We start from the raw sequence: 19,757 nt of genomic DNA on the forward strand, positions 1-19,757 counted from the left end.
GTGAACGCTTTGGGGCTTAGCTTGCGAATTCGCCCTGGACCAGACGGCCCAGGTAGTCGAGTGCCTCGAGTACGCACTGGCGCATCGCTTCGATGGCGAGTGCTTCGGGGTGGGTGCCTTCGGGGGCTTCCGCTGCGACCTTGGCGGTTACTTCTTCGGCGCGGGTGAGGTAGTAGTAGACGCCTTCACCGATGGTTTCGGAGAGGTTGGAGGCGAAGACTGCCACGCGCAGGTAGGGCAGGTCGGGGTATGCCTCGAGGTACTGTTCGAGGAAGATGTCGTAGGTGCGCTCGAGGATGACATGCGAGTATTCCTCGAACTTTGCGGGGCTGTCCATTTCGAGGGCGTAGAGCAGGTGTGCGAAGGGTGCGATGTACTCTTCGAGGGTGTTGCTCATGAAGACGTTGCGGGCGATGGAGAGCATTTCGGCTTCCATGCTTGCGTTTTCGCCGGAGATGCTGAAGTCGCATTCTTCGAAGATGCGGTTGAAGTACTGGTTCATGCGGGTGACCAGCACGTCGTCTACGGAGGCGAAGTGGTTGAAGATGGTGCGGCGGGAGACGCCGGCGCGTTCTGCGAGTGCTTCTGCGTTGAGGGCGCCGTAGCCGCCCTCGAGGATGAGGGATTCTGCTGCCTCAACGATTGCGATGCGGTTCTCTGCCTTGCGGGCGGAACGCTTGTCCGTGATGTTTGCGGGGGATTCAACAAGATTAGCCATGTTTTTTACAATACGCGCATTGTTTCACCGAGGGTAACTATTTTGGGGTTAGATTGACCACATATTTGCACTCCAGGTAATAAACTTGAAGTGCAGATTTAATGTTTACTCAACAAGCAATTTAGCGTTTTGGCATGTCAAACCAATATAAAACCGCAAAAGCACAACAAAAGGGGAGCAGAGTGCACACACAACACACCCCGCTCCCCCTCAAGCAGCCATTCACAGAGTGGACACACAGACCAGCTAGCAGGCCAGACGGCTAATTAGACACCGGACTAGGCAACCGACTGAAGACGCGCATCCAGCGGCAGACGCACTGTAAAGACCGTATGGCCCGGCTGGCTCTGCACCTGAATCGAACCGCCGTGCGCCTGCACGATTGCCTGCACAATCGCCAAGCCCAGGCCGGTGGTTCCATCCGAGCCGGAGCGCGCCTTATCGGCACGAGTGAAGCGGTCAAAAATCTTCGGCAGGAACTCGGGCGCAATACCCGGACCGTTATCGGTCACGGTAACTACGGTCTCGCGACGTGCCGCATCCACCGACAGACCCGCGGTCACGCGCGTACCCTCATCGGTATGCTTGCGGGCGTTCGAGAGCAGGTTCAGAATCACGCGCTGAATCTGGGAGCGATCCGCCACCACTTCGACGGGCTCATCGGGCAGGTTCAGGTGCCACTCGTGGGTGCGGGCTGCCGCCTGCATATCCGAGGTGCATTCGAGTACCAGCTCGGTCAGGTCAACCTGCTCTAGCTTGGGTTCGCGGCCTTCATCGAGGCGGGCGAGGGTCAGCAGGTCTTCCACGAGGCGGGACATACGCTCAGTCTGCGAGTCGATGCGCGCCAGGGAGGACTGGCCGGACTCACTGAGTGGTTCGGTCCAGCGGAGCATATCGGAGTAGCCCTTAATGGCGGCAAGGGGCGTGCGCAGCTCGTGGGATGCGTCCGCAATGAAGGCGCGAATCTGGTGCTCGGTGCGTTCGCGCACTTCAAGGGCGGAATTTACGTTATCGAGCAGCTGGTTGAGGGCGTAGCCCACCGCACCCACTTCGGTACGCGGGTCGGAGTCTCTCGGTTCCACGCGCACCGCCGAGGAGATGGTGTGTTCTTCCAGATCCAGGTGCGCCACGTCGGTTGCCACCGCGGAGACTCGTTCCAGCGGCTTCATGGTGCCGCGAATAATGTAGGAGCCAGCCACACCGGCGCCGACCATTACGGCGATGGATCCGAGGGACACCACAATCACGAAGATGGTGAGGGTCTGCTGTACGTTGGCGAGCGGAATACCGACCACCTGGGCGTCAGCACTGCTATTGGCCTTCGGAGTGATTTTCACGAGGTACAGACCGGATTCCAGTTTGACCTCGCGCTCTTCTTCCTTGGTGGCATTCAGTGCCATGGTTCCGAGGGTTACCTGGTCGTTGGCGGAGAGGGTTTGTACGGTGCCGTCCTTAGCGAGCTTGCTGGCGATTTCTACGGCACCTTCGGACTCCACGCAGGTGATGATGGTTCCGGACGCCTGACCGGGTGCGAAGAGCGAGTTGCTCTTCTGTAGGTCACTACAGTCCACTTCTTCTCGTTTGCCGTCTCGGGAAGTCGGCTGCACCACGCGGTGGCTGGTTTCTTTGAGGTCGCTTTGCGCCTGCTGGTAGAGGGAGTTCTGCAGGGTCACGTAGGTGGACAAGCCGATAATGAGGCAGGCGACGCCGAGGGCTGCCACAAGGATTGCGATGAGACGCGAACGCAGGTGGGGTACGTAACCCAGTTCTTCGGGGGATGCTTCGGGGTTCCGCATGCTCTTCCAGGCGGCGCGTAGGCGCACGAAGAAGTTTCCGCGGGAGGGAACGGATCCGGCGCGCGCGGAAGTACCCGCGCGTAGGGGGCGGGTTGCTTCGTTATCCGAGGAGGCGGGTTCACCGGGTGAGTAGGAGCCCACGAGCATCCTTTCTTTCTATATTCGTAATACAGAATATAACTGATATGGCGCGGTATAACCGGGTGTTATACCGCGCCATATGAAGAGCAGAGAATAAACTTAGACAGCGGGACGCAGCACGTAACCGGCACCGCGCACGGTGTGAATCATCGGTTCGCGACCCACATCAATCTTCTTACGCAGGTACGAGATGTACAGCTCCACAATATTTGCCTGACCACCAAAATCGTAGTTCCAGACGTTATCAAGAATCTGGCTCTTGGAGACCACGCGCTTCGCGTTCTCCATGAGGTAGCGCAGCAGGTCGAACTGGGTTGCAGTGAGGTTAATCTGCTCGCCACCGCGGGTCACCTCGCGGGTGTCCTGGTTCAGCACCAGGTCGCCAACGACCAGCTCAGCATCATCAATGGAGGCAACACCGGAGCGCTGCACCAGGCGGTGCAAACGGATCATGACCTCTTCCATGGAGAAGGGCTTAGTCACGTAGTCGTCCGCACCGGCGGCAAGGCCCTCGATACGGTTATCAACCGAATCCTTAGCGGTCAGAAAGAGGCAGGGAACCTCGGGGTAGAACTTGCGGATACGGGAGAGCAACTCCAGGCCGTCGAAGCCGGGCATCATAATATCCAGCACAAGCACGTCGGGGCGCCAATCGCGCGCAATCGCGAGCGCGGAGGGGCCGTCGCCTGCGGACTGCACCTCCCAGCCGATCATTTTCAGACCCATGCTGACGAGTTCTTTGAGCATCTCCTCATCATCAACAACGAGGGCGCGGATGGGGCTACCGTCCGGATGCTCTAGTGTGGGAAGGTTCTTTGCGATTTCGGTTGCTTTGCTGCTCATGTGATTAAGGGTATCGCGATTTAGGGTTCGCGGTGAGGCGGGAGCCGGTTTTCAGCCGCAAACTTATGGAATGCTTGCCCGCGTCACAGCTGGGGCACAGCTTTACCCCGCATTTGCGCGTCAACCCTTCATGACAGCTTCAAACTTTCGGTAGAATTTGTACTAGCTTAGGTAACGCTCAATCACCTTTGCGTATCTTTTGAATTTGCCGTTTCTGTTCCGGCGACCAACACCCGCAAAGGAGGACACATGCGCATTAGCCGTATCTATAACAATAATGTTGTCCTCACTGTGGATCATTTGGGCAAGGAGTCCGTGATGATTGGTCGCGGCATTGCCTTTGGTAAGCGTAAGGGTCAGCTGATTGACCCGTCTGCGGTGGAGCAGACGTTTGTGCCGGAGCAGGGCATGTCGGGTGAGCGTTTGAGTATGACTCTGTCTGAGATTCCGGCGGAGATTCTGTCGATTGCCACGCTTTTGGAGTCGAAGGTGCGCGCCGAGGGTGCGCTGGAGCTGTCGAACTCGTTTATTCTTCCGCTGGCTGATCACCTGCACTATGCGGTGGTTCGTGCGCGTGACGGGGTGCGGGTGCAGTATCCGCTCGCCCCGGAGGTGACTGTTCTCTACCCACGCGAGGTGGAGTACGGCCGCGCAGTGTTGGCGATGGTTCGCGAGCGCCTGCAGGTTGAGCTGGACCCGAACGAGGCTATCCCCCTCGCGTTGCACCTGGTCAATGCACAATTTGCGACGGCAGACATGTCTCAGGCATTCCGCATGACTGAGGTTTTCGCGCAGGTTTTTGAAATTATTGAGGCAAGCTACGAGCGCAAGCTCGACCCGGATTCCATGAGTGCGGCACGTTTTGTGACGCACCTGCGGTACCTGTTTGTGCGGGCGAGCCGCGCCTCCGCAAATCGTGCGGAGGATGTTGATGAGGTGTCGCAGCCGAGTTTGTTGGCTGCTCTTCGTGCGGATGCACCGCGCGCCTACGCGTGTGCACAGAAGGTTTTGTTGGTGCTGCAGATGCAGTTGAAGCAGACCCTGACTCGTGATGAGTTGACGTATTTGACGATTCATATTGCGCGCCTGGCGCGGGATATGTGGGGCATTAACGCGTAGCGCATGTTCGATAGAAAGCGACCGGGAGGGTTCTCGGTCGCTTTTTCTATGCCCCCGGATTTTCTATGCCCTGAAATATATACCCCGGAATCTATGCCCTGGAACCTATATCTCGAATTCTATACTTCGGAATCCCGGCGAGGGGTTCGGGTGGGGAATCTGGGACTGAGGGTTTTAGAGAGGTGCTACCGGGCGGAACGTGACGCTTAAAGGTGAGCTGCTATTTATATATACAACCTGTCACTAAAATGCTGTTTGCCGGGTTTTCTTTCGCGCGTTAGCGCGTCGATTTATTTTTTAAATGACGATTCATGGCGGCACATTCCAGAAATACCATTCCGTGGACGAACTGCAGGAAAATGTGGGTTTTTTATAAATCCCACATCTTTTGGTCCGTGTACCTATTTTTTATTCGGTATTTTCTTTGTAAATCTTTTTCTCGCACCCTCGCGGTCCAAATATTGTGCGTCAAGCGCCTCGTCAGCCCGCTTGCGAGATGCCAAGACTCCCGATTTTTCACGAAAATAACACTCTGCTTCTCTCGCCGGCAACCTTTTTTTGGTGTTCTGTTTAAATTTTTCGCACCCCGGTAATAAATACGTGTTTTGACATCAAAAACCCATATTCCAACACTTGAAAAAATGTCACCAGAACCTAAAGTGTGCATAACCAGAAAAACCCACAAAACACACAATATACGTGTTACCATCTGAGAATTATGAGGCCTCTCACGGGGCCACTACACACCATGTCACGAACACGAGAGGACCACTATGGTCACTATCATTGTGGCGGCACACGGCGAGTCGGCTCCGGCTCTGCTGAAGACCGCCGGCATGATCCTCGGTAACTTCGAAAACGTCCACCCGGTCACCTTCCTGCCGGGTCAGGGCCCCGAAGATCTCGTCGAAGAGTACACCCGCATCGTTGAGGCATCTGAAGCAGAAGAAACCCTGCTGCTGGTCGACCTCTTCGGCGGTAGCCCCTACAACGCCGGTGCGCAGTTCGCAGCCACCCGCGAGGGCGTCGACGTCGTCTCCGGTGTCAACGTACCGATGCTTATTGAGGTCATCTCCGGCGCAGGCCGTAAGAACGCAACCCTCAAGTCCCTGGTCGCTAAGGCGCACAAGGCTGGCACTAAGGGTATTCGCTCCTTCCAGGATGCGAATCAGCCCGCAGCCGCCAAGCCCGCCGAGGCGAAGCCCGCAGAGACCAAGGCGGTCGAGGTTCCGGCTGCTCAGCAGGTTCCCGGCGGCACCATGGACGCTATCTTCACCCGCATCGACTCCCGCCTGATTCACGGTCAGGTGGCAGGCACCTGGGTTCCGCATATCGCACCGCAGACCTTCATCGCGGCATCCGATAATGCGGCACACGATCAGCTGCGCAAGTCCCTGCTGCTGCAGGTCGCGCCGACCAGCGTGAAGACCAATGTCCTGGACATCGCTAAGGCTGGCCGCGTGTACAACAACCCCAAGTACACCGGCATGAAGACCATGTTCGTCGTAGAATCCCCAGTTGACGTGGTGCGACTGCTCGACGAAGGCGTCAAGATCAACGAAGTGAACGTTGGTGGCGTCACCTTCAAGACCGGCATGGTTCAGCTCTCGGACGCAGTGTACGCCTCCGAGGAGCACCTGGAAGCCTACCGCGAACTCATTAAGCGCGGTGTGAAGCTGACGGTGCAGCAGCTGCCCAACCACTCCCCGGTTGATTTGGAAAAGATCCTCAAGCAGAAAGGCCTGGACGCATGAGCGCCCTGACGTTTATTCTCGTTGTTCTCGTGGCGTTCATTGCGGGCGTCGCATCCGTGGTGGACGAGCGTCAGTTCCACCGCCCCCTGGTCGCTTGTACCCTGATGGGTTTTGCGCTGGGTGACCCGACTACCGGCATTATGCTCGGTGGCGCACTGGAGCTCATCGCCCTGGGCTGGATGAACGTCGGTGCGGCAATGGCTCCCGACTCGGCTCTGGCGTCCACCATCTCCGCTGTTGTTGTGATTCAGGGTCACCAGGACATCACCACCGGTATTGCTATTGCTGTGCCGCTGGCTGCGGCAGGTCAGGTTCTGACCATTTTCGTTCGTACCATTACGGTGTTCTTCCAGCATCAGGCTGATAATTTCGCGAAGACCGCGAACTTCCGCGGTATTGAGTTGATGCACATTAGCGGTATGGCTCTGCAGGGTCTGCGTGTGGCTATCCCGACCGCTATTGTGGCGCTAATTAGCTCCGAAGAGCTGACCCGCCTGCTGAACATGATTCCCACCGAGGTGACCGTTGGTCTGCGTATCGCCGGTGGCATGATTACCGTGGTCGGTTTCGCAATGGTCATCAACATGATGCGTTCGAAGGCTCTCATGCCCTTCTTCTTCCTCGGCTTCATTGCCGCTGCCGCTATCCCGGCAACCCAGTCGATTTCGATTGCTGGTACCGAGGGCGCGAAGGATCTCGTCGCAACCCTGTCCGGTCAGGCACAGTTCAACCTGGTTGCTATCGGTATTGTGGGCGCCTGCCTGGGTCTGCTGTACACCCAGCTGAACCCGCTCTTCCATAAGAGCGAGGCACCCGCCGCAGCACCGGCAGCCGCAGCAAACGACCTCGATAACGAGCTCGAGTAAGGAGCATCATCATGACTGAGAACAAGAACGTCGAGCTCGTTGAAGTTCCCGAGCTCACCCAGCGCGATAAGGTCGAAACCTACTTCCGCTCCACTTTCCTGCTTGGTTCGTTTAACTTCGAGCGTATGCAGTCCATTGGTTTCGCGGTTTCCATGATTCCGGCTATTAAGCGCTTCTACACCAAGAAGGAAGACCAGGCGGAGGCGCTGACCCGCCACCTGGAGTTCTTCAACACCCAGCCGTGGGTTGCATCCTCGATTATGGGTGTGACCGCTGCGATGGAGCGTGAGAAGGCAGCCGGTAAGGACATTGACGAGGCGGCTATCACCAACGTGAAGGTGGGCCTGATGGGCCCGCTGGCTGGTGTGGGCGACCCGATTTACTGGGGTACCGCACGTATTGTGCTGGCGGCTCTGGGCGCGTCCCTGGCGGTGACCGGTAATATTCTGGGCCCGCTGCTGTTCTTCTTCGGCCTGTCCGCGATTCGTTGGGCGACCCGCTGGTACGGCTTCAAGTACGGTTACGAGAAGGGTACCCAGATTGTGACTGAGGCGGGCGGTAACACCCTGCAGAAGATCACTCAGGGTGCGTCCGTGATGGGTCTGTTCGTGATGGGTGCGCTGGTGTACCGCTGGACGAGCGTGAACATTCCGTTGCCGCTAACCAGCTACAAGAACCAGGCTGGCGCGATGGTGGATGTGACCGTTCAGTCGGTGCTGAACGACCTGTTGCCGGGCCTTGCATCGCTGGGCCTGTGCTTCCTGTGCATGTGGCTGCTGAAGAAGAAGGTCAACGCTATCTGGTTGATTTTCGCTCTGTTTGCCGTGGGTATCCTCGGTTCGTACCTGGGCTTCCTGGCTCTCTAAAAATCTGAGGGATGAGCCCTTTCACCCTTCAGTGAAGGCGTGAGATTCGGGGGCTTGTCTCAAGTGGGGGGTGCGGTCGGTACACTTAAAAGTACCGGCGGCACCCCCGTTTTTCATGGGCGTTTTCTATCGGTTGCGGCGCACAATTCGCGGCAATGCAGCCCTCCCGCGAAGGAGTTTCTATGACCAAGTTGATGGCTTTCGATCTTGACGGCACGATCCTGTTTAACCGTGCCGTGGAGCCTGCCACTGAGCAGGCGATTGCCCGCTGGCAGGCGGAGGGTAACCTGGCGGTCTCGTGCACGGGCAAGAGCATTTTTGCCACGCAACTGGCGTTGAACCCGACCGCCATCCGTTTTGATTACCACGTGCTGTACACGGGTGCGGTGATTACTGACCGGCAGTACCGGGTGATTTACCATCAGCCTCTTCCGGTGAGTGTTGTGCAAGCGTGCTACGAGCATTTCAGCACCGTGGACGGCGTGGCTCTGTTCGCGACGACTCTGGATAACGATTACAGCCTCTGCGACCGGGTGGGCTCCTCGACGAATATCCTGCCGGAGTTCACTCCCCTGCCGGCTGACGACCTGCAGAACCACGAGTACGTGGGTGTGCCCCTGTGGATTCCGGATGCTCAGGTTCGCGAGGCGGCGTACACCTGGATTCTGGAGCGTTTTGGTGATTCGGTGGCCTGCCACAAGAACCAGGATTTCCTGGATATTGTGCCGCCCGCCTGCACAAAGGGCACCGGTCTGCAGCATCTGGTGGAGTACCTGCAGTCGGAGCATCCGGGCACCTCCTATGAGGTGCACACGATTGGCGACTCGTGGAACGATATCGACATGCACCGCTACGCCGACCGTTCGGCGTCTTTCAGCTACTCCCCCGATGAGGTCAAGGCCGTCACCACCGATTGTGTGGATAAGGCGTACGAGTTTATTGAGGCTTCCCTGTAGAAGCTGCCGAGGTGGCGTTTAGGTGCGGCGAGCGCCCGTCTGCCAGCCGCTTCCGCGTACTCGCCGCCTACTCCCCCGTTTCACGTGAAACGTCCGCTTTCCCGTTACTCCCCATTACCCCCGTAAGGTTTCTATGTGTCCTTCCGCTTCTCGACCCCGTAAAAACCAGTCCCAGAAGAGCCCGCAGGCCGATTCTGCCCAGTCCTACGACCCGTCCAGCTTCTCTGACACCTTCCGCGCTATGGCGCGTGAATCGCTCGTGAAGAACCAGAAGAACCGTCCCGAGTCCCCCATCGTCTCCATTTCCCCGGTGCTGATTGTTTTGGGCGCCATTGCGGCGGCGCTGTACGGGCTGTGGCAGAGCTGGGCGTGTCTCATCCCGCTGGTGCTGATTCTGGTGCTCATGTGGGTTCGCTACACGATGCAGCGTCAGGCGCTCAACGATTTTGCGGAGCTGGAGGCGGCACGCACCGCATGGAAAAAGACCCGCAACCGCCAGTACCTGGAGCTGATGGCGGCGCAGTCGACGCGCATCCTGGATGAGAATAAGGCGCTGACCAAGCAGGCTCGCGCGCACGTGCAAGAGTACGCGGATTTCGCGGCACAGAAGCTGGGCACTCAGCGCTAAAGACCCCGCTGCGCTCGCTCGCCCCTCCCAAAAAGTATTCGACGAGCGTTGATTGAGCTGAATGTTTAGGCGCACTACAACCTTTAGGCACAGTACAAAAGACCGTAACCACTCCCCCATGCGGGGGCGGTTACGGTCTTTACGTCTTAGGGGGTTACACCCTAGTTGGTCTTCTGCGCGGGTGCTTCAGCGGGCTCTTCTGCGGATTCCTCGACAGACTCCGCAGGTTCTTCGACTGCTTCGTCAGTGACCGGGGCGTCGTCCAATCGCTGCACTACAGCGGGGCGGTCATCAAAGCCGCGGCGGGTGCCTCGGGCAGCCTTCGCGTCAAGGCTGTACAGCTGCTCGCGGTTCGTCAGCACCACCAGGGTCATGGCATTCAGGCAGACACCCACAATGCACAGAATCCAGCCGATCAGCATGAACCGACCACCGGAAAGCACCGCACCGGAAAGCATCAGGGCGATAGAGGCGAGGTACGCCGGGGAGAGCAAAAACTTCGTATTCACTACCGACCTACCTAGCGCGCATTGGAGCGGGGCTTGGTGGCGCGACCCGAACGGGGGCGCGAGGGCAGAACGCTCATGCGGCCGGATGCACGCTCAACAATCGGCTGGGATTCGGTGGGCTCTTCCTCACGAACCTCGGTAGCCTCTGCAGTTTCAGCGTGCTCGGTCGCCTCAACAGCCTCAGCGGCTTCAACGGGAGCCACTTCATGCTCAGCCTCTGCGGTTGCTTCCGCTGACTGCTCAGCAGCTTCGTGCTCAGCAGCTTCACGCTCTTCACGGCGGTGCTCTGCGCGCTCGCGGATACGGTTCTCCACGGAGGATTCGAAACCGTCCAGGTTGGTCACCAGTGCGGGGGTCGGGTCACCCTTCGCCTTACCCACGGACAGCACAAAGGCGAGGACATTCAGACCCAGCGCGAGGATGAGAAGGATCCAGCCCAGCCAGATGAGCCAGGGACTAGAGGATCCGACCATGAGCGCGCCGCAAAAAATTACGCCGAGGGAGGTCAGGTACGCAGGCGAGAGAGTCTTGAAATCCATGTCTACTTTCAATGTGTTCGTGAGTTTGAGAGAGCTAACGTACGTTCACTACGTTTCCTGTCTCATTTTAGGTGATACTTGAGGCTTAATCTGCTTCTGCCCCTGTCTATCGCCTGTGAGCTAAAGACCAGATGGCTTATCTCGGTGGCGTAGGCAGGGGCAGAAACGTCACGTTCATGCGCGCAGTGCAGGTACCGGCTAGGACGTGGGGGTTACCTCGTTGGTGACCAGGGGCGAGGCGGGCGCGTTTTCCACCACGGGGATTGCGCGGGTGCTCAGGGTGCCCTGGTGCTTCTTCCAGAGGTTGTAGCGTTCCATGGCGACCGCGCCGGCGGTCATGGCAGGAAGAATGAACATGCCGGAGGAGCGGATGCTTTCTGCCTGCGCCAGGATGTCCAGCTTACGCACCACGCGGGTCACGTCGTGGGAGTCGTAGCGGTCCTGAGCAGAAATAACCTCGTTCTGCGCGGCGACGAGGGCGGCATCGCGCAGGCGCACGAAGTCGTTCCTCTTGTCCTTAAGCTTCTCCATGTGCTGCTTGTATTCTTCGGGCAGTGCCTCGCTGATTTCGTCTCGGCGGGTAATGGCGGAGCACATTTCCTTCACGCGGGCGTAGGTTTCCGGGTCGGTGGTTGCCTTCGCTTCAGCCTGCAGCGCCTCGAGGGCTGCGACCTGCGCAATCTTGAGCAGCTCGGGTACGGCGGTTTCTTCTTCATGGTTAGCCTGCACGCCAAGGACCTTCACGAGCAGGGGCAGGGTCAGGCCGGGCAGCACGAGGGTGAAGAAGAGTACGGAGAGCATCATGACGATGGCGTCCTGGCGTACCTGTTCGGTGCCGTTGACCACGGGGATGGACAGGGCAAGAATCAGGGTCACGAGGCCTCGCATGCCGGACCAGGTCATAACGATAACTTCAGCAAAGCTTTCGGGTGCACCCTCGTGGATGGGGTTCTTGCGTCCTGCCAGCCAGACGATGGTGAACCAGATGAGGCGCACCAGGATGGCGACCAGTGCGACCAGGGCACCGTCAGCGAAGAGGCTTGCGATACGGGAGGGGTCGGCGGTGGCGATGATACTACTTGCCTGCAGGCCGATGAGGCCGAAAGCGACACCGGTCATGAGCAGCTCAATAATCTGCCAGAAGGAGGTGGAGGAGAGGCGTTCTTCCGCTTCGAGTGCCGCCATGTATTTGGTGCTGGTGAACTGGATAGCGCCGATGACCACGGCAATAACGCCGGAGGCGTGCACGCTTTCAGCAGCGAGGTAGGCGCCGAAGGGGATCATGAGGGTCACGGCGTTGCTGGTGACCACGTCGTGGGCACGCTGGCGAACGTAGCCGCCAAGCCAGCCGAAGATATAACCAATAATGACCGCGAGGATCGAGCCGAGCACGAAGTCCTTGGCGACCGAGAGCGGCTCGATGTGGTGGCCGCTGGTCATGGAGTGGATTGCGGCGTGGAAGAGAACGATTGCGATAGCGTCGTTGAAGCTACCTTCGGTCTGCAGAGTACCGATGAGGCGGCGGGGGATGCCGACGGGCTCAGCGACTGCTTCCACGGCGACGGGGTCGGGCGGGGAGACGGCGGCACCGACGGCAAGGGCGACGGCGATGGTCATACCGGGGACCCACCACATGGCTGCGCTGGCAATTGCCAGGGCGGAGACGGTGGTGAGAAGGACCGAGTAGAGCAGTACGGATCTCCAGCGGCGGCGCAGGGTGCCCCAGGAGAATTTAACGCCGATGGCCCACAGTAGCGGCGGAAGGAAGATCGGCAGGATGATGTCGCTGTCGATAGTAAGATCCGGTCGGTTGGGGATGAAGAGCGCGGCGGTGCCGAGCAGGGTCATCATGACCGGCCAGGGGAGGTTGAGTCGATCACCGACGCTGACCATAAACACGGTCGCAATCAGGATGATGACAATAACGGAGAGGTAAAGCATTGGTCCGGTGTTGTTCCTTTCGCGCGGCTAGGGTTAGTCGGCTACGTCTTTCTACTCTACCGGAGGGGCTCATTCCGCTTTTCGGATATGGGGGTTCTGCAGCGTTTATTGTGGTGTTGTTTACCTCTAAGCCTAATGCTCTTTACGGAATATAGAGTTTTCCCCTGAATATCTCTGCTTTTCAGCAGGTTATTCAGGGGAAAATTCTATATTTGGAATATATCGATTGGGGTAGCTACCTCTAGCAGATTACTTAGAGCCGCATCCACCAGCACCGCAGCCACAACCGCCAGCGGGAGCTTCCTCCACGACCGGTTCAGGCTCGTCGTGGCCACCACAGCAGCCACCCTTTTCTTCCTTTGGTTCGTCGTGGCCGCCGCAGCAACCGCCACCACCGTGGGAGTGACCGTGAGCCTCAGCCGGAGCTTCAGCGGAGGAACCGCATCCACCCGAGCCACAGCCACAACCACCGGCGGAAGGTGCCGGCTCCTCGTGGCTACCGCAGCCACCCGAACCGCAGCCACAGCCGCCACCGTCGACCGAGCCGCAGGCGGAGCCGCGTGCGTCGCGGTGACCCATGAGGTCCACGCCGAGGTCGGAGAGGTAGCGCAGGTAGCCTGCGAGGGCGTCACGTCCAGCGGTACCGGAAATGACGATGCCGCCGTGGCGCAGAGCCTTGAGCACCTCGTTGACCATGGGCCACTGCTCAATGTCGTCGGTAATGGTGATGGCGCTGACCACGTGCATTGCGAGGGAGGTCAGCGAGCGCAGGGACTGCTCGTAGCCTTCGGGCAGGTGAATGACCTTGGCAGGTGCCGCCAGGCGCAGGATGGACAGCACGCGCATCAGCATCATGGGTACTGCATTTTCGGGCAGCAGTACGGTCACGCCGATGGCGGAGGATTCAGCAATACGTTCGATGGTTGCCGCGAGCTCTTCGGAGTCGATGTCGCGGGAGATGTCCAGCACGTCGTAGGAATCTACGGCGATGGAGCGGGTGCCGAGGGCGTCGGCGAGTGCTTCATCTTCGGTGTGGATCGCAATCATGTTGCGGAATTCGTTGCGGCGCACGACGGAGGCTGCCTCGATAAGGGTGAAGTCCTGTCCGTCACCGTCCACGAGGAGGGTGTGGATTTCTTCGCGGTTGAGGCCTTCGCCTGCGGTGGCGCGCTCGATTAGTTCAGAAAATGCATTGCTCATACCGAATATTAAACACCTGATTTTGGGGTGTGCGCCCGCGAGGTTTACCTGTCTTGGCGGTTTTGGACGGTTTAAGACGTGATTTTATGCCGAGAGCGTGGGCGGCTACCTATTCTGTGTGTGCTGGAGCGGTTTTTGGTGGCAAAAGTGCTCGTGAAACGCGAACCGTTCGCTCCGGGTGAGTGAGAATCAACATTGCTTTTTGGGTTTGTACCGCGTATTTGTGGGGTTTTTGTTTGCCGTGGGGTGCATCTTGCTCAAGATATAGAGTTGAACACCCTAAAATGAAAGGGTGGTACTTTCCCGTGAAAAGATTCTAGATACCGCCTACGAGGTCTTGGCGACCTACGGTTTGGCGGACCTTTCCATGCGCCGACTTGCTCAGGAGCTTCACGTGGCTCCCGGCGCCCTGTACTACCACGTGAAGAATAAGCAGCAGCTTCTCATTCTGTTGGCGGATTACATTCTGGCTCGTGCCCCGAAGTCGATGTCTGAGAAGGCTGAGCCGAATCCGGAGGCTATTCGTGCTTCGATGATTCGCCGCGGTGATCTTCTGTTCTCTCTGCTGTACCCGATTCGTGAGTGCCCTGAGGTGGTGCGTTTGAGTTTGGCTCTGCATCCTCGTGAGTTGAAGCCTGTGGTGGCGATGGCTCATGAGTTCCAGGCGCTTGGTTTGGGCCATGCGGAGGCGCTGCGTCGTGCTCGTTTGCTGACTCATATTGCGTTGAGCCTGGTGGAGGAGTATCAGACTCTGCCGCTGATTTCGCCGCAGGAGGCTGTGGCGAGCGGCGATGTTCCTCTAATTGAGAATGCGTTTAACCGTTACCGCCAGGATCTGCTTTCTGCCATTGACACGATGATGGTGGTGCAGGAGCCCTATACGCAGGATGCGTAATCGCTTGGCCCTTCTGTTGGTTTATTAGTTATGTATGTTGCCCCGTGCCCCCTTGTAGGGTGCGGGGCTTTTGCGTGCGTTGGCTTTTGGCTGCCCTGCCGCACGCTGATACCGGTGCGGTTTGGCGGCTGAGTCGATGTTCGCTGGTTTTCTGCTTTAGTCTAGAGGTGACACGTGCTTGCGCTGATGCCCGTTGGGTGTCGGGTGCAGGTGGGGTGTCGTTTACGTCCTAGCGCCCCTTTCGGGGCTTGATCAGAGGTGTTCCATGTCGATGACCGCTACCGCCCAGTGGGCGGCTCTTCCGGACCATAGCGCAGAGATTGCGCGTGTGCGTGAGGAGTTTATTACTGCGTATGGTTATGAGCCGGATGGTGTGTGGTCTGCGCCTGGGCGTCTGAATCTTTTGGGCGAGTACATTGATTTTTTGGGTGGCTCGTGTCTGCCGATGCCGCTGCCGTACCGCACCTATGTGGCGGGTGCGTTGCGTCGTGATGGTGTGTTGCGCGCGTCTTCTTTGCAGATGCCCGGTGATGAGCGCACGGTTGTGATTCGCGATATTCAGCCGGGTCATTTGAAGGGCTGGTTCACCTATGTGGCGGGTGTTGCGTGGGCGATGAATCAGGAGGGTGGCAGGGATATTATGCTGCCCGATGAGTTTGGTGCTGATCTGCTGATTAATTCTCGTGTTCCGGTGGGTGGCGGTTTGTCGTCTTCGGCGGCTTTGGAGTGTTCTACGGTGTTGGCGTTGTTGGAGCTCTCGTGTCCGGTGCGTGATGAGTGCCCGGAAGCGGATGCTACCCCGGCTGATAGTGATGCGTTGCGTGCGCGTCTGGCTCAGGTGTGTATTACGGCTGAGAATAAGATGGCTGGCGCGCATACGGGTGGCCTGGATCAGACGGCGTCGTTGCGTTCGTATCCGGAGCAGGCTCTGGTGGTTGATTTCCGTGATTTTTCGATTGAGCCGGTTGCGGTGGATATTGCCCAGCATGGCTTGAGCTTTTTGGTGATTGACACGAACACTCCGCATGAGCTGACGGATGGCGGTTTTGCGGCTCGTCGTGCGGCGTCTGAGGCGTGCGCTGACGCTTTGGGTCTGTGTTTTTTGCGTGATGCCCTACCGGAGGATTTGTCGTGTGCGGGTATGGATGCGCGTGCTGCGAAGGCGTGGCGTGCGGATTTGGTGGATTCTTCGGTGAATCGTGCCCTGGATGCGCTGGAGGACGCGGGTCGTCCGTGTTCGTTCCCGCGTGGTTGGGTGCGTCATGCGTTCCACGATATGACTCTGGTGGGTCGTGCGAGCTATTTGCTGCAGCACGCTGATGAGCTTGGTTTCGCGGCATTTGAGGAGGCTGGCCGCATTTTCACGGAGTCGTTTGTGTCGATGCGTGATGAGTTACGTGTTTCTCGCCCGGAGATTGATGATGCGGTGCAGGTGTGCCTGGATCGGGGCGCGTTGGGTGCCCGTATTGTGGGTGGTGGTTTTGGTGGCGCGGTGATGGCGCTGATTCCGACCTCTCAGCTGGAGGCTGCCGCGGATGCGGTGGCGACTGCGTATGCTGTGCGCGGCTATGCGGCGCCTCGTTTTTTGCCGATGGTTGCTGGTTTTGCGGCGTCTCATGATTGGGCTGCGGGCGCTGATCCTACGGATATTCCGGTGTTGTAGGGTTGGGCGCTGAGGTCTGTCATAAATCGGCGGGGTGTCACAGGGGCGTTTTTTCGGGGTTTTGAACAATATTCATAGCTGGAAGTTTCCTGCGAGTTTCTGCAATTTTCCTCCGGTTATCCCCTGCAATAACGCGCTGATAAGCCATAATTTTTTGGTCGTTGGTCAAAAGTGGCGCCACGTTTTCTGAGGGTGGTTTTTCTTGCCTTCGCGGGTATGTACACTTATCGACGGACGCAATCCGTGAGCTGTAAAGTTTCGATGCGCATAGTCCGGCATATGGATAGCATCTACACTGGGTTCGACCGTCACATACAAGCCCAGCTTGCAGGTTTCGTCCACCAAAGCATCACACTCCAGTTTTCTGCCCGCCCCGGGCAGGTACCTCACCAAGAGTGAGGCTTTAGAGCGCGAAAGCGCAGAAAGGAGGCCCCCGTGGGCTTCGATATCAAGGGTACCGTTGAGCAGGGCCTCGACAAGGCTCAGGAAGTCATCAACGAGAAGGCTGGCAAGGAGGTCGTCACCGACGAGCACGTTGCCAAGGTTGAAGAGGTCGTGACCGAGAACGTCTCCAAGCTGACCGAGAAGTTCGGCAAGTAAGGCGATAGCCTCCTTTGGATTGGCGCTCTGCTTCGCTTCCTCGTGGGGTAGGGCGCCATTTCCCTGGGTTTGCATTACAGGCTTTCACTCAACGGCTTTCACTCAACATCTCTCTCAAATAATGGGGCGTTCTGCCCCGCCTGGGTTCTTTCATTCACCGACTCACTCGGCATATTGCTCAGCTTCGGTTACCGCCTGGTAGCCTGTTTTCACTCTTCTTTTACTCTTACTCAGCACAAGTACTCGCGTTTTCTCGCGAACTGTATACGCCCCGCATCATTGGTCCGGCAACCTTGGTGTGGGGCGTATGCCGTTAATGCGCGGGGGAAGGCATCTGGGGCGGGGCACAGGCTTCTGGAGAGCAGGGTGAAGGCTTCTGCGGGAGTGCTGCACGGGCTGCCGGGGTGCGGCGCGGGCGTTCGCCCTATGAGGACCTCTCCCCTGCCCCTGTAACCTCAGGCTATGCTTGATATGTCAACTTATTGAGCTGCGCCCTCAGGTAGGTTTCAGTGCCTCCTGAAGACCGCGGAGCACCCCGTCTATGGAGGAACTATGTTTGAACGTCAGCAGTCCGATCAGCAGAAGGCACGCGAGGTCATGAAGGATGGTGGCGTCGTCATTTATTGGCGCCCCGGCTGCCCCTACTGCGAGGCTCTGGATTCTAAGCTGGGCGAGCTGGGCGACCACGCTACCTGGGTGAACATTTGGGAGGATCCGCAGGCTGAGGCGCATGTGAAGTCCCTCAACGACGGCAACGCGACCGTCCCCACCGTGGATACCGGCGACACCCACTTTGTGGTCGCTGACTTGGTGAGCCGCAACAAGGTGAAGAAGCTGATTGAGAACACCCTCAACTCTAGCGGCGAGGCTTAAGATGGCTCGCCCGGCACTGAACCGCGATACGACGGTCTGCATTTCCCTGTCTGGTCGCCCGTCGAATCACGGTATTAAGTTCCACAATTACCTGTACGAGAAGCACGGTCTGGATTACCTGTACAAGGCGATGACCACCACCGATATTGAGGGTGCTATCGCCGGCGTGCGTGCTCTAGGTATTCGTGGCTGCTCGGTGTCTATGCCGTTTAAGCAGGCTGTTATCCCGCTGATGGACGATATGGACCACTCGGCTGCGGTTATTGGTGCGGTGAACACGATTGTGAACACTGACGGCTTCTTGAAGGCGTACAACACGGATGTGATTGCGGTGGCTTCCCTGCTGCGTTCGCATAATGTGGATCCGTCTCTGCCGTTCCTGCTGCGCGGTTCGGGCGGTATGGCTGCGGCTGTGGCTGGCGCGTTCTTTGATGCGGGCTTCTCGCAGGGCATGATTATTGCCCGTAACGAGGAGACCGGTCGCGCGCTGGCTGAGCGTTACGAGTACGCCTGGGCGCCGGAGGTGGGCAACCTGCGAGCGCCGATTCTGGTGAACGTGACCCCGATTGGCATGGCTGGCGGTGAGGAGAGCGAGGAGCTGTCCTACCCGCAGGAGGCTATTGCTGAGGCGCAGGTGGTCTTTGACGTGGTGGCGATGCCCGTTGAGACTCCGCTGGTTCGTGCGGCTCGTGCGGCGGGTAAGGAAGTTATTCACGGTGGCGAGGTGATTGCTCTGCAGGCTGCTGAGCAGTTCCGCCTGTACACCGGTGTGGAGCTCACCCCCGAGGAGGTTGAGGAGGCGGAGGCTCAGGCGAACTAGGTTCGCGCCCGCTGCTTCTTCGCCCCGTGAGGGGCTCGATACGTGAAAGTGCCCGGAAGGTTGATCCTTCCGGGCACTTTTTGTTCTATCCGGCGCTTCGCGCCGAAATTTTTTGTAATTACACACATCCTGGTACTTAAGGTTTTCCACATCTGTGGAGAAATCTGGGGAAAACTCTTACACCCGTGTAATTCACTCTGTGTAATTCGGTCATTCTAGCCTGTATCCACAGGTTTTTAACATGTACTCACACTCGTGGAATTACACGAATGTAGTTATACACAATGTGGAAAACTGCTGTGGATAACCCGACTCCGAGGCGGATTTCCGCGGGTTTCAGGCTCAATAGCGGCCCTTGAACCGCCGCTGCAGGCCCTGTTGCGGCGGCTCCGAAGATTCAGATGACTCGGGCTTCTTCACGAACGGAATAATCAGCAGGGTCGCGAGCGCGCCACTGACAAGACCGCCAAAGTGTCCCGCGTGGGAAATATTCGGGTGGAAGAGGCTCTGCACAACATCAATACCCATGAGCAGAATAAAGAGGCGTGCGGTGTCCTTCTGCTTCCGAAGAAGCAGAAGGACGAAGAACGCGCCGTAGAGACCGTACACACCGCCTGACGCACCCACGGCACCCCGGTAGTAGGAGAAGAGGTACACGCTGCAGCCGGCACCCACGGTAGCCGCCATATATACGAAGAGGAACTTCCACCGCCCCATCATGCGCTCGAGGGACACACCGAAGATGAAGAGGTAAATCATGTTCCACACCAGGTGCATCGGATCAGTTTGCGAGTGCACAAACCCGTGCGTGATGAGGCGGTAGTACTCGCCGTGGTGAACACGGGGACCAGACATCATGCCGAGGTTGTGCACCCAACGGAATGGAATAATCTGTTGCAGACCGTACACCACGACGTTAATCAGAATGAGCGTGTACGTAATATGCCAGTGACGGGCGATGAAGGAACGCTTCGGGCTCGAGGCGCCTCCATTGAGGTCACGGTAGCAGTCGGGGCAGACCATGCCCACA

The 19,757-nt window shown here is 58.2% G+C and carries 19 protein-coding genes; 11 read left to right on the plus strand and 8 right to left on the minus strand.

What is annotated here, in order from left to right; genetic code table 11:
• Positions 1–16: 16 nt before the first annotated feature.
• From HMPREF2765_RS08250 to HMPREF2765_RS08260, 3 genes are all read right to left on the minus strand, one after another.
• Entirely contained in the window at positions 17–718 is a 702-nt protein-coding gene (locus HMPREF2765_RS08250; protein WP_049357527.1) for a TetR/AcrR family transcriptional regulator, read from the minus strand.
• A gap of 278 nt (positions 719–996) precedes the next feature.
• Positions 997–2,661 carry a sensor histidine kinase gene (locus HMPREF2765_RS08255; RefSeq protein ID WP_239665173.1) on the minus strand — a complete coding sequence of 555 codons (1,665 nt, stop codon included), beginning with the start codon at positions 2,659–2,661 and terminating at the stop codon, positions 997–999.
• A gap of 93 nt (positions 2,662–2,754) precedes the next feature.
• Positions 2,755–3,498, minus strand: a complete 744-nt coding sequence (locus HMPREF2765_RS08260; RefSeq protein ID WP_012902660.1) for a response regulator transcription factor — start codon at positions 3,496–3,498, stop codon at positions 2,755–2,757.
• A 249-nt stretch (positions 3,499–3,747) separates the two neighbouring features.
• On the opposite strand from HMPREF2765_RS08260, the gene HMPREF2765_RS08265 reads away from it, so the two are divergent.
• The 6 genes from HMPREF2765_RS08265 (at position 3,748) to HMPREF2765_RS08290 (ending at position 9,687) form a co-directional block, all read left to right on the plus strand.
• Positions 3,748–4,617: a PRD domain-containing protein gene (locus HMPREF2765_RS08265; protein WP_049360181.1), complete on the plus strand. Its 870-nt coding sequence runs from the start codon at positions 3,748–3,750 to the stop codon at positions 4,615–4,617.
• A gap of 773 nt (positions 4,618–5,390) precedes the next feature.
• The gene (locus HMPREF2765_RS08270) at positions 5,391–6,371 is read left to right on the plus strand and encodes a mannose/fructose/sorbose PTS transporter subunit IIA (protein WP_070605264.1); all 981 of its coding nucleotides are present in this window, start codon (positions 5,391–5,393) and stop codon (positions 6,369–6,371) included.
• A complete protein-coding gene (locus HMPREF2765_RS08275; protein WP_070605267.1) occupies positions 6,368–7,237 on the plus strand; it encodes a PTS mannose/fructose/sorbose transporter subunit IIC in 870 nt (289 codons plus the stop codon). The genes HMPREF2765_RS08270 and HMPREF2765_RS08275 overlap by 4 nt, the downstream gene beginning before the upstream one ends.
• Before the next feature lie 11 nt (positions 7,238–7,248).
• On the plus strand, positions 7,249–8,103 hold the full coding sequence (locus HMPREF2765_RS08280) for a PTS system mannose/fructose/sorbose family transporter subunit IID (protein WP_070605272.1): 855 nt from the start codon (positions 7,249–7,251) through the stop codon (positions 8,101–8,103).
• Positions 8,104–8,285: 182 nt separating this feature from the next.
• Entirely contained in the window at positions 8,286–9,059 is a 774-nt protein-coding gene (locus HMPREF2765_RS08285; RefSeq protein WP_070605275.1) for an HAD-IIB family hydrolase, read from the plus strand.
• Between the two features lie 133 nt (positions 9,060–9,192).
• Positions 9,193–9,687, plus strand: a complete 495-nt coding sequence (locus HMPREF2765_RS08290) for a hypothetical protein (RefSeq protein WP_070605280.1) — start codon at positions 9,193–9,195, stop codon at positions 9,685–9,687.
• 161 nt (positions 9,688–9,848) lie between these two features.
• Here the strand turns inward: HMPREF2765_RS08290 and HMPREF2765_RS08295 are convergent, their stop codons facing one another.
• The 4 genes from HMPREF2765_RS08295 to HMPREF2765_RS08310 all read right to left on the minus strand — a co-directional run bounded on the left by HMPREF2765_RS08295 (position 9,849) and on the right by HMPREF2765_RS08310 (position 13,876).
• A complete protein-coding gene (locus tag HMPREF2765_RS08295; protein ID WP_049362490.1) occupies positions 9,849–10,196 on the minus strand; it encodes a hypothetical protein in 348 nt (115 codons plus the stop codon).
• Positions 10,197–10,207: 11 nt separating this feature from the next.
• Entirely contained in the window at positions 10,208–10,735 is a 528-nt protein-coding gene (locus tag HMPREF2765_RS08300) for a hypothetical protein (protein ID WP_044149980.1), read from the minus strand.
• Between the two features lie 198 nt (positions 10,736–10,933).
• Positions 10,934–12,676, minus strand: a complete 1,743-nt coding sequence (locus tag HMPREF2765_RS08305) for a cation:proton antiporter (protein ID WP_070605289.1) — start codon at positions 12,674–12,676, stop codon at positions 10,934–10,936.
• Positions 12,677–12,925: 249 nt separating this feature from the next.
• Positions 12,926–13,876: a biotin synthase gene (locus HMPREF2765_RS08310; RefSeq protein WP_070605291.1), complete on the minus strand. Its 951-nt coding sequence runs from the start codon at positions 13,874–13,876 to the stop codon at positions 12,926–12,928.
• Between the two features lie 292 nt (positions 13,877–14,168).
• Between HMPREF2765_RS08310 and HMPREF2765_RS08315 the strand changes: the two genes are divergently transcribed.
• From HMPREF2765_RS08315 to HMPREF2765_RS08335, 5 genes are all read left to right on the plus strand, one after another.
• Positions 14,169–14,771, plus strand: a complete 603-nt coding sequence (locus HMPREF2765_RS08315) for a TetR/AcrR family transcriptional regulator (protein ID WP_070605294.1) — start codon at positions 14,169–14,171, stop codon at positions 14,769–14,771.
• A 265-nt stretch (positions 14,772–15,036) separates the two neighbouring features.
• A complete protein-coding gene (locus tag HMPREF2765_RS08320) occupies positions 15,037–16,434 on the plus strand; it encodes a galactokinase (RefSeq protein WP_070605296.1) in 1,398 nt (465 codons plus the stop codon).
• Positions 16,435–16,869: 435 nt separating this feature from the next.
• A complete protein-coding gene (locus HMPREF2765_RS08325; protein WP_005504128.1) occupies positions 16,870–17,034 on the plus strand; it encodes a hypothetical protein in 165 nt (54 codons plus the stop codon).
• A 552-nt stretch (positions 17,035–17,586) separates the two neighbouring features.
• Positions 17,587–17,907 (plus strand): glutaredoxin domain-containing protein, encoded by a 321-nt coding sequence (locus tag HMPREF2765_RS08330; protein WP_049338656.1) that lies wholly within the window; start codon positions 17,587–17,589, stop codon positions 17,905–17,907.
• A 1-nt stretch (position 17,908) separates the two neighbouring features.
• Complete coding sequence (locus HMPREF2765_RS08335) at positions 17,909–18,727, plus strand: shikimate 5-dehydrogenase (protein ID WP_005504124.1); 819 nt, start codon at positions 17,909–17,911, stop codon at positions 18,725–18,727.
• A gap of 342 nt (positions 18,728–19,069) precedes the next feature.
• Here HMPREF2765_RS08335 and HMPREF2765_RS08340 read toward each other — a convergent pair.
• Positions 19,070–19,757, minus strand: a 688-nt coding sequence (locus HMPREF2765_RS08340) for a rhomboid family intramembrane serine protease (protein ID WP_070605299.1), incomplete at its 5' end; no start/stop codon positions are given.

The organism is Rothia sp. HMSC062H08 (assembly GCF_001810775.1).
Lineage (GTDB): Bacteria > Actinomycetota > Actinomycetes > Actinomycetales > Micrococcaceae > Rothia.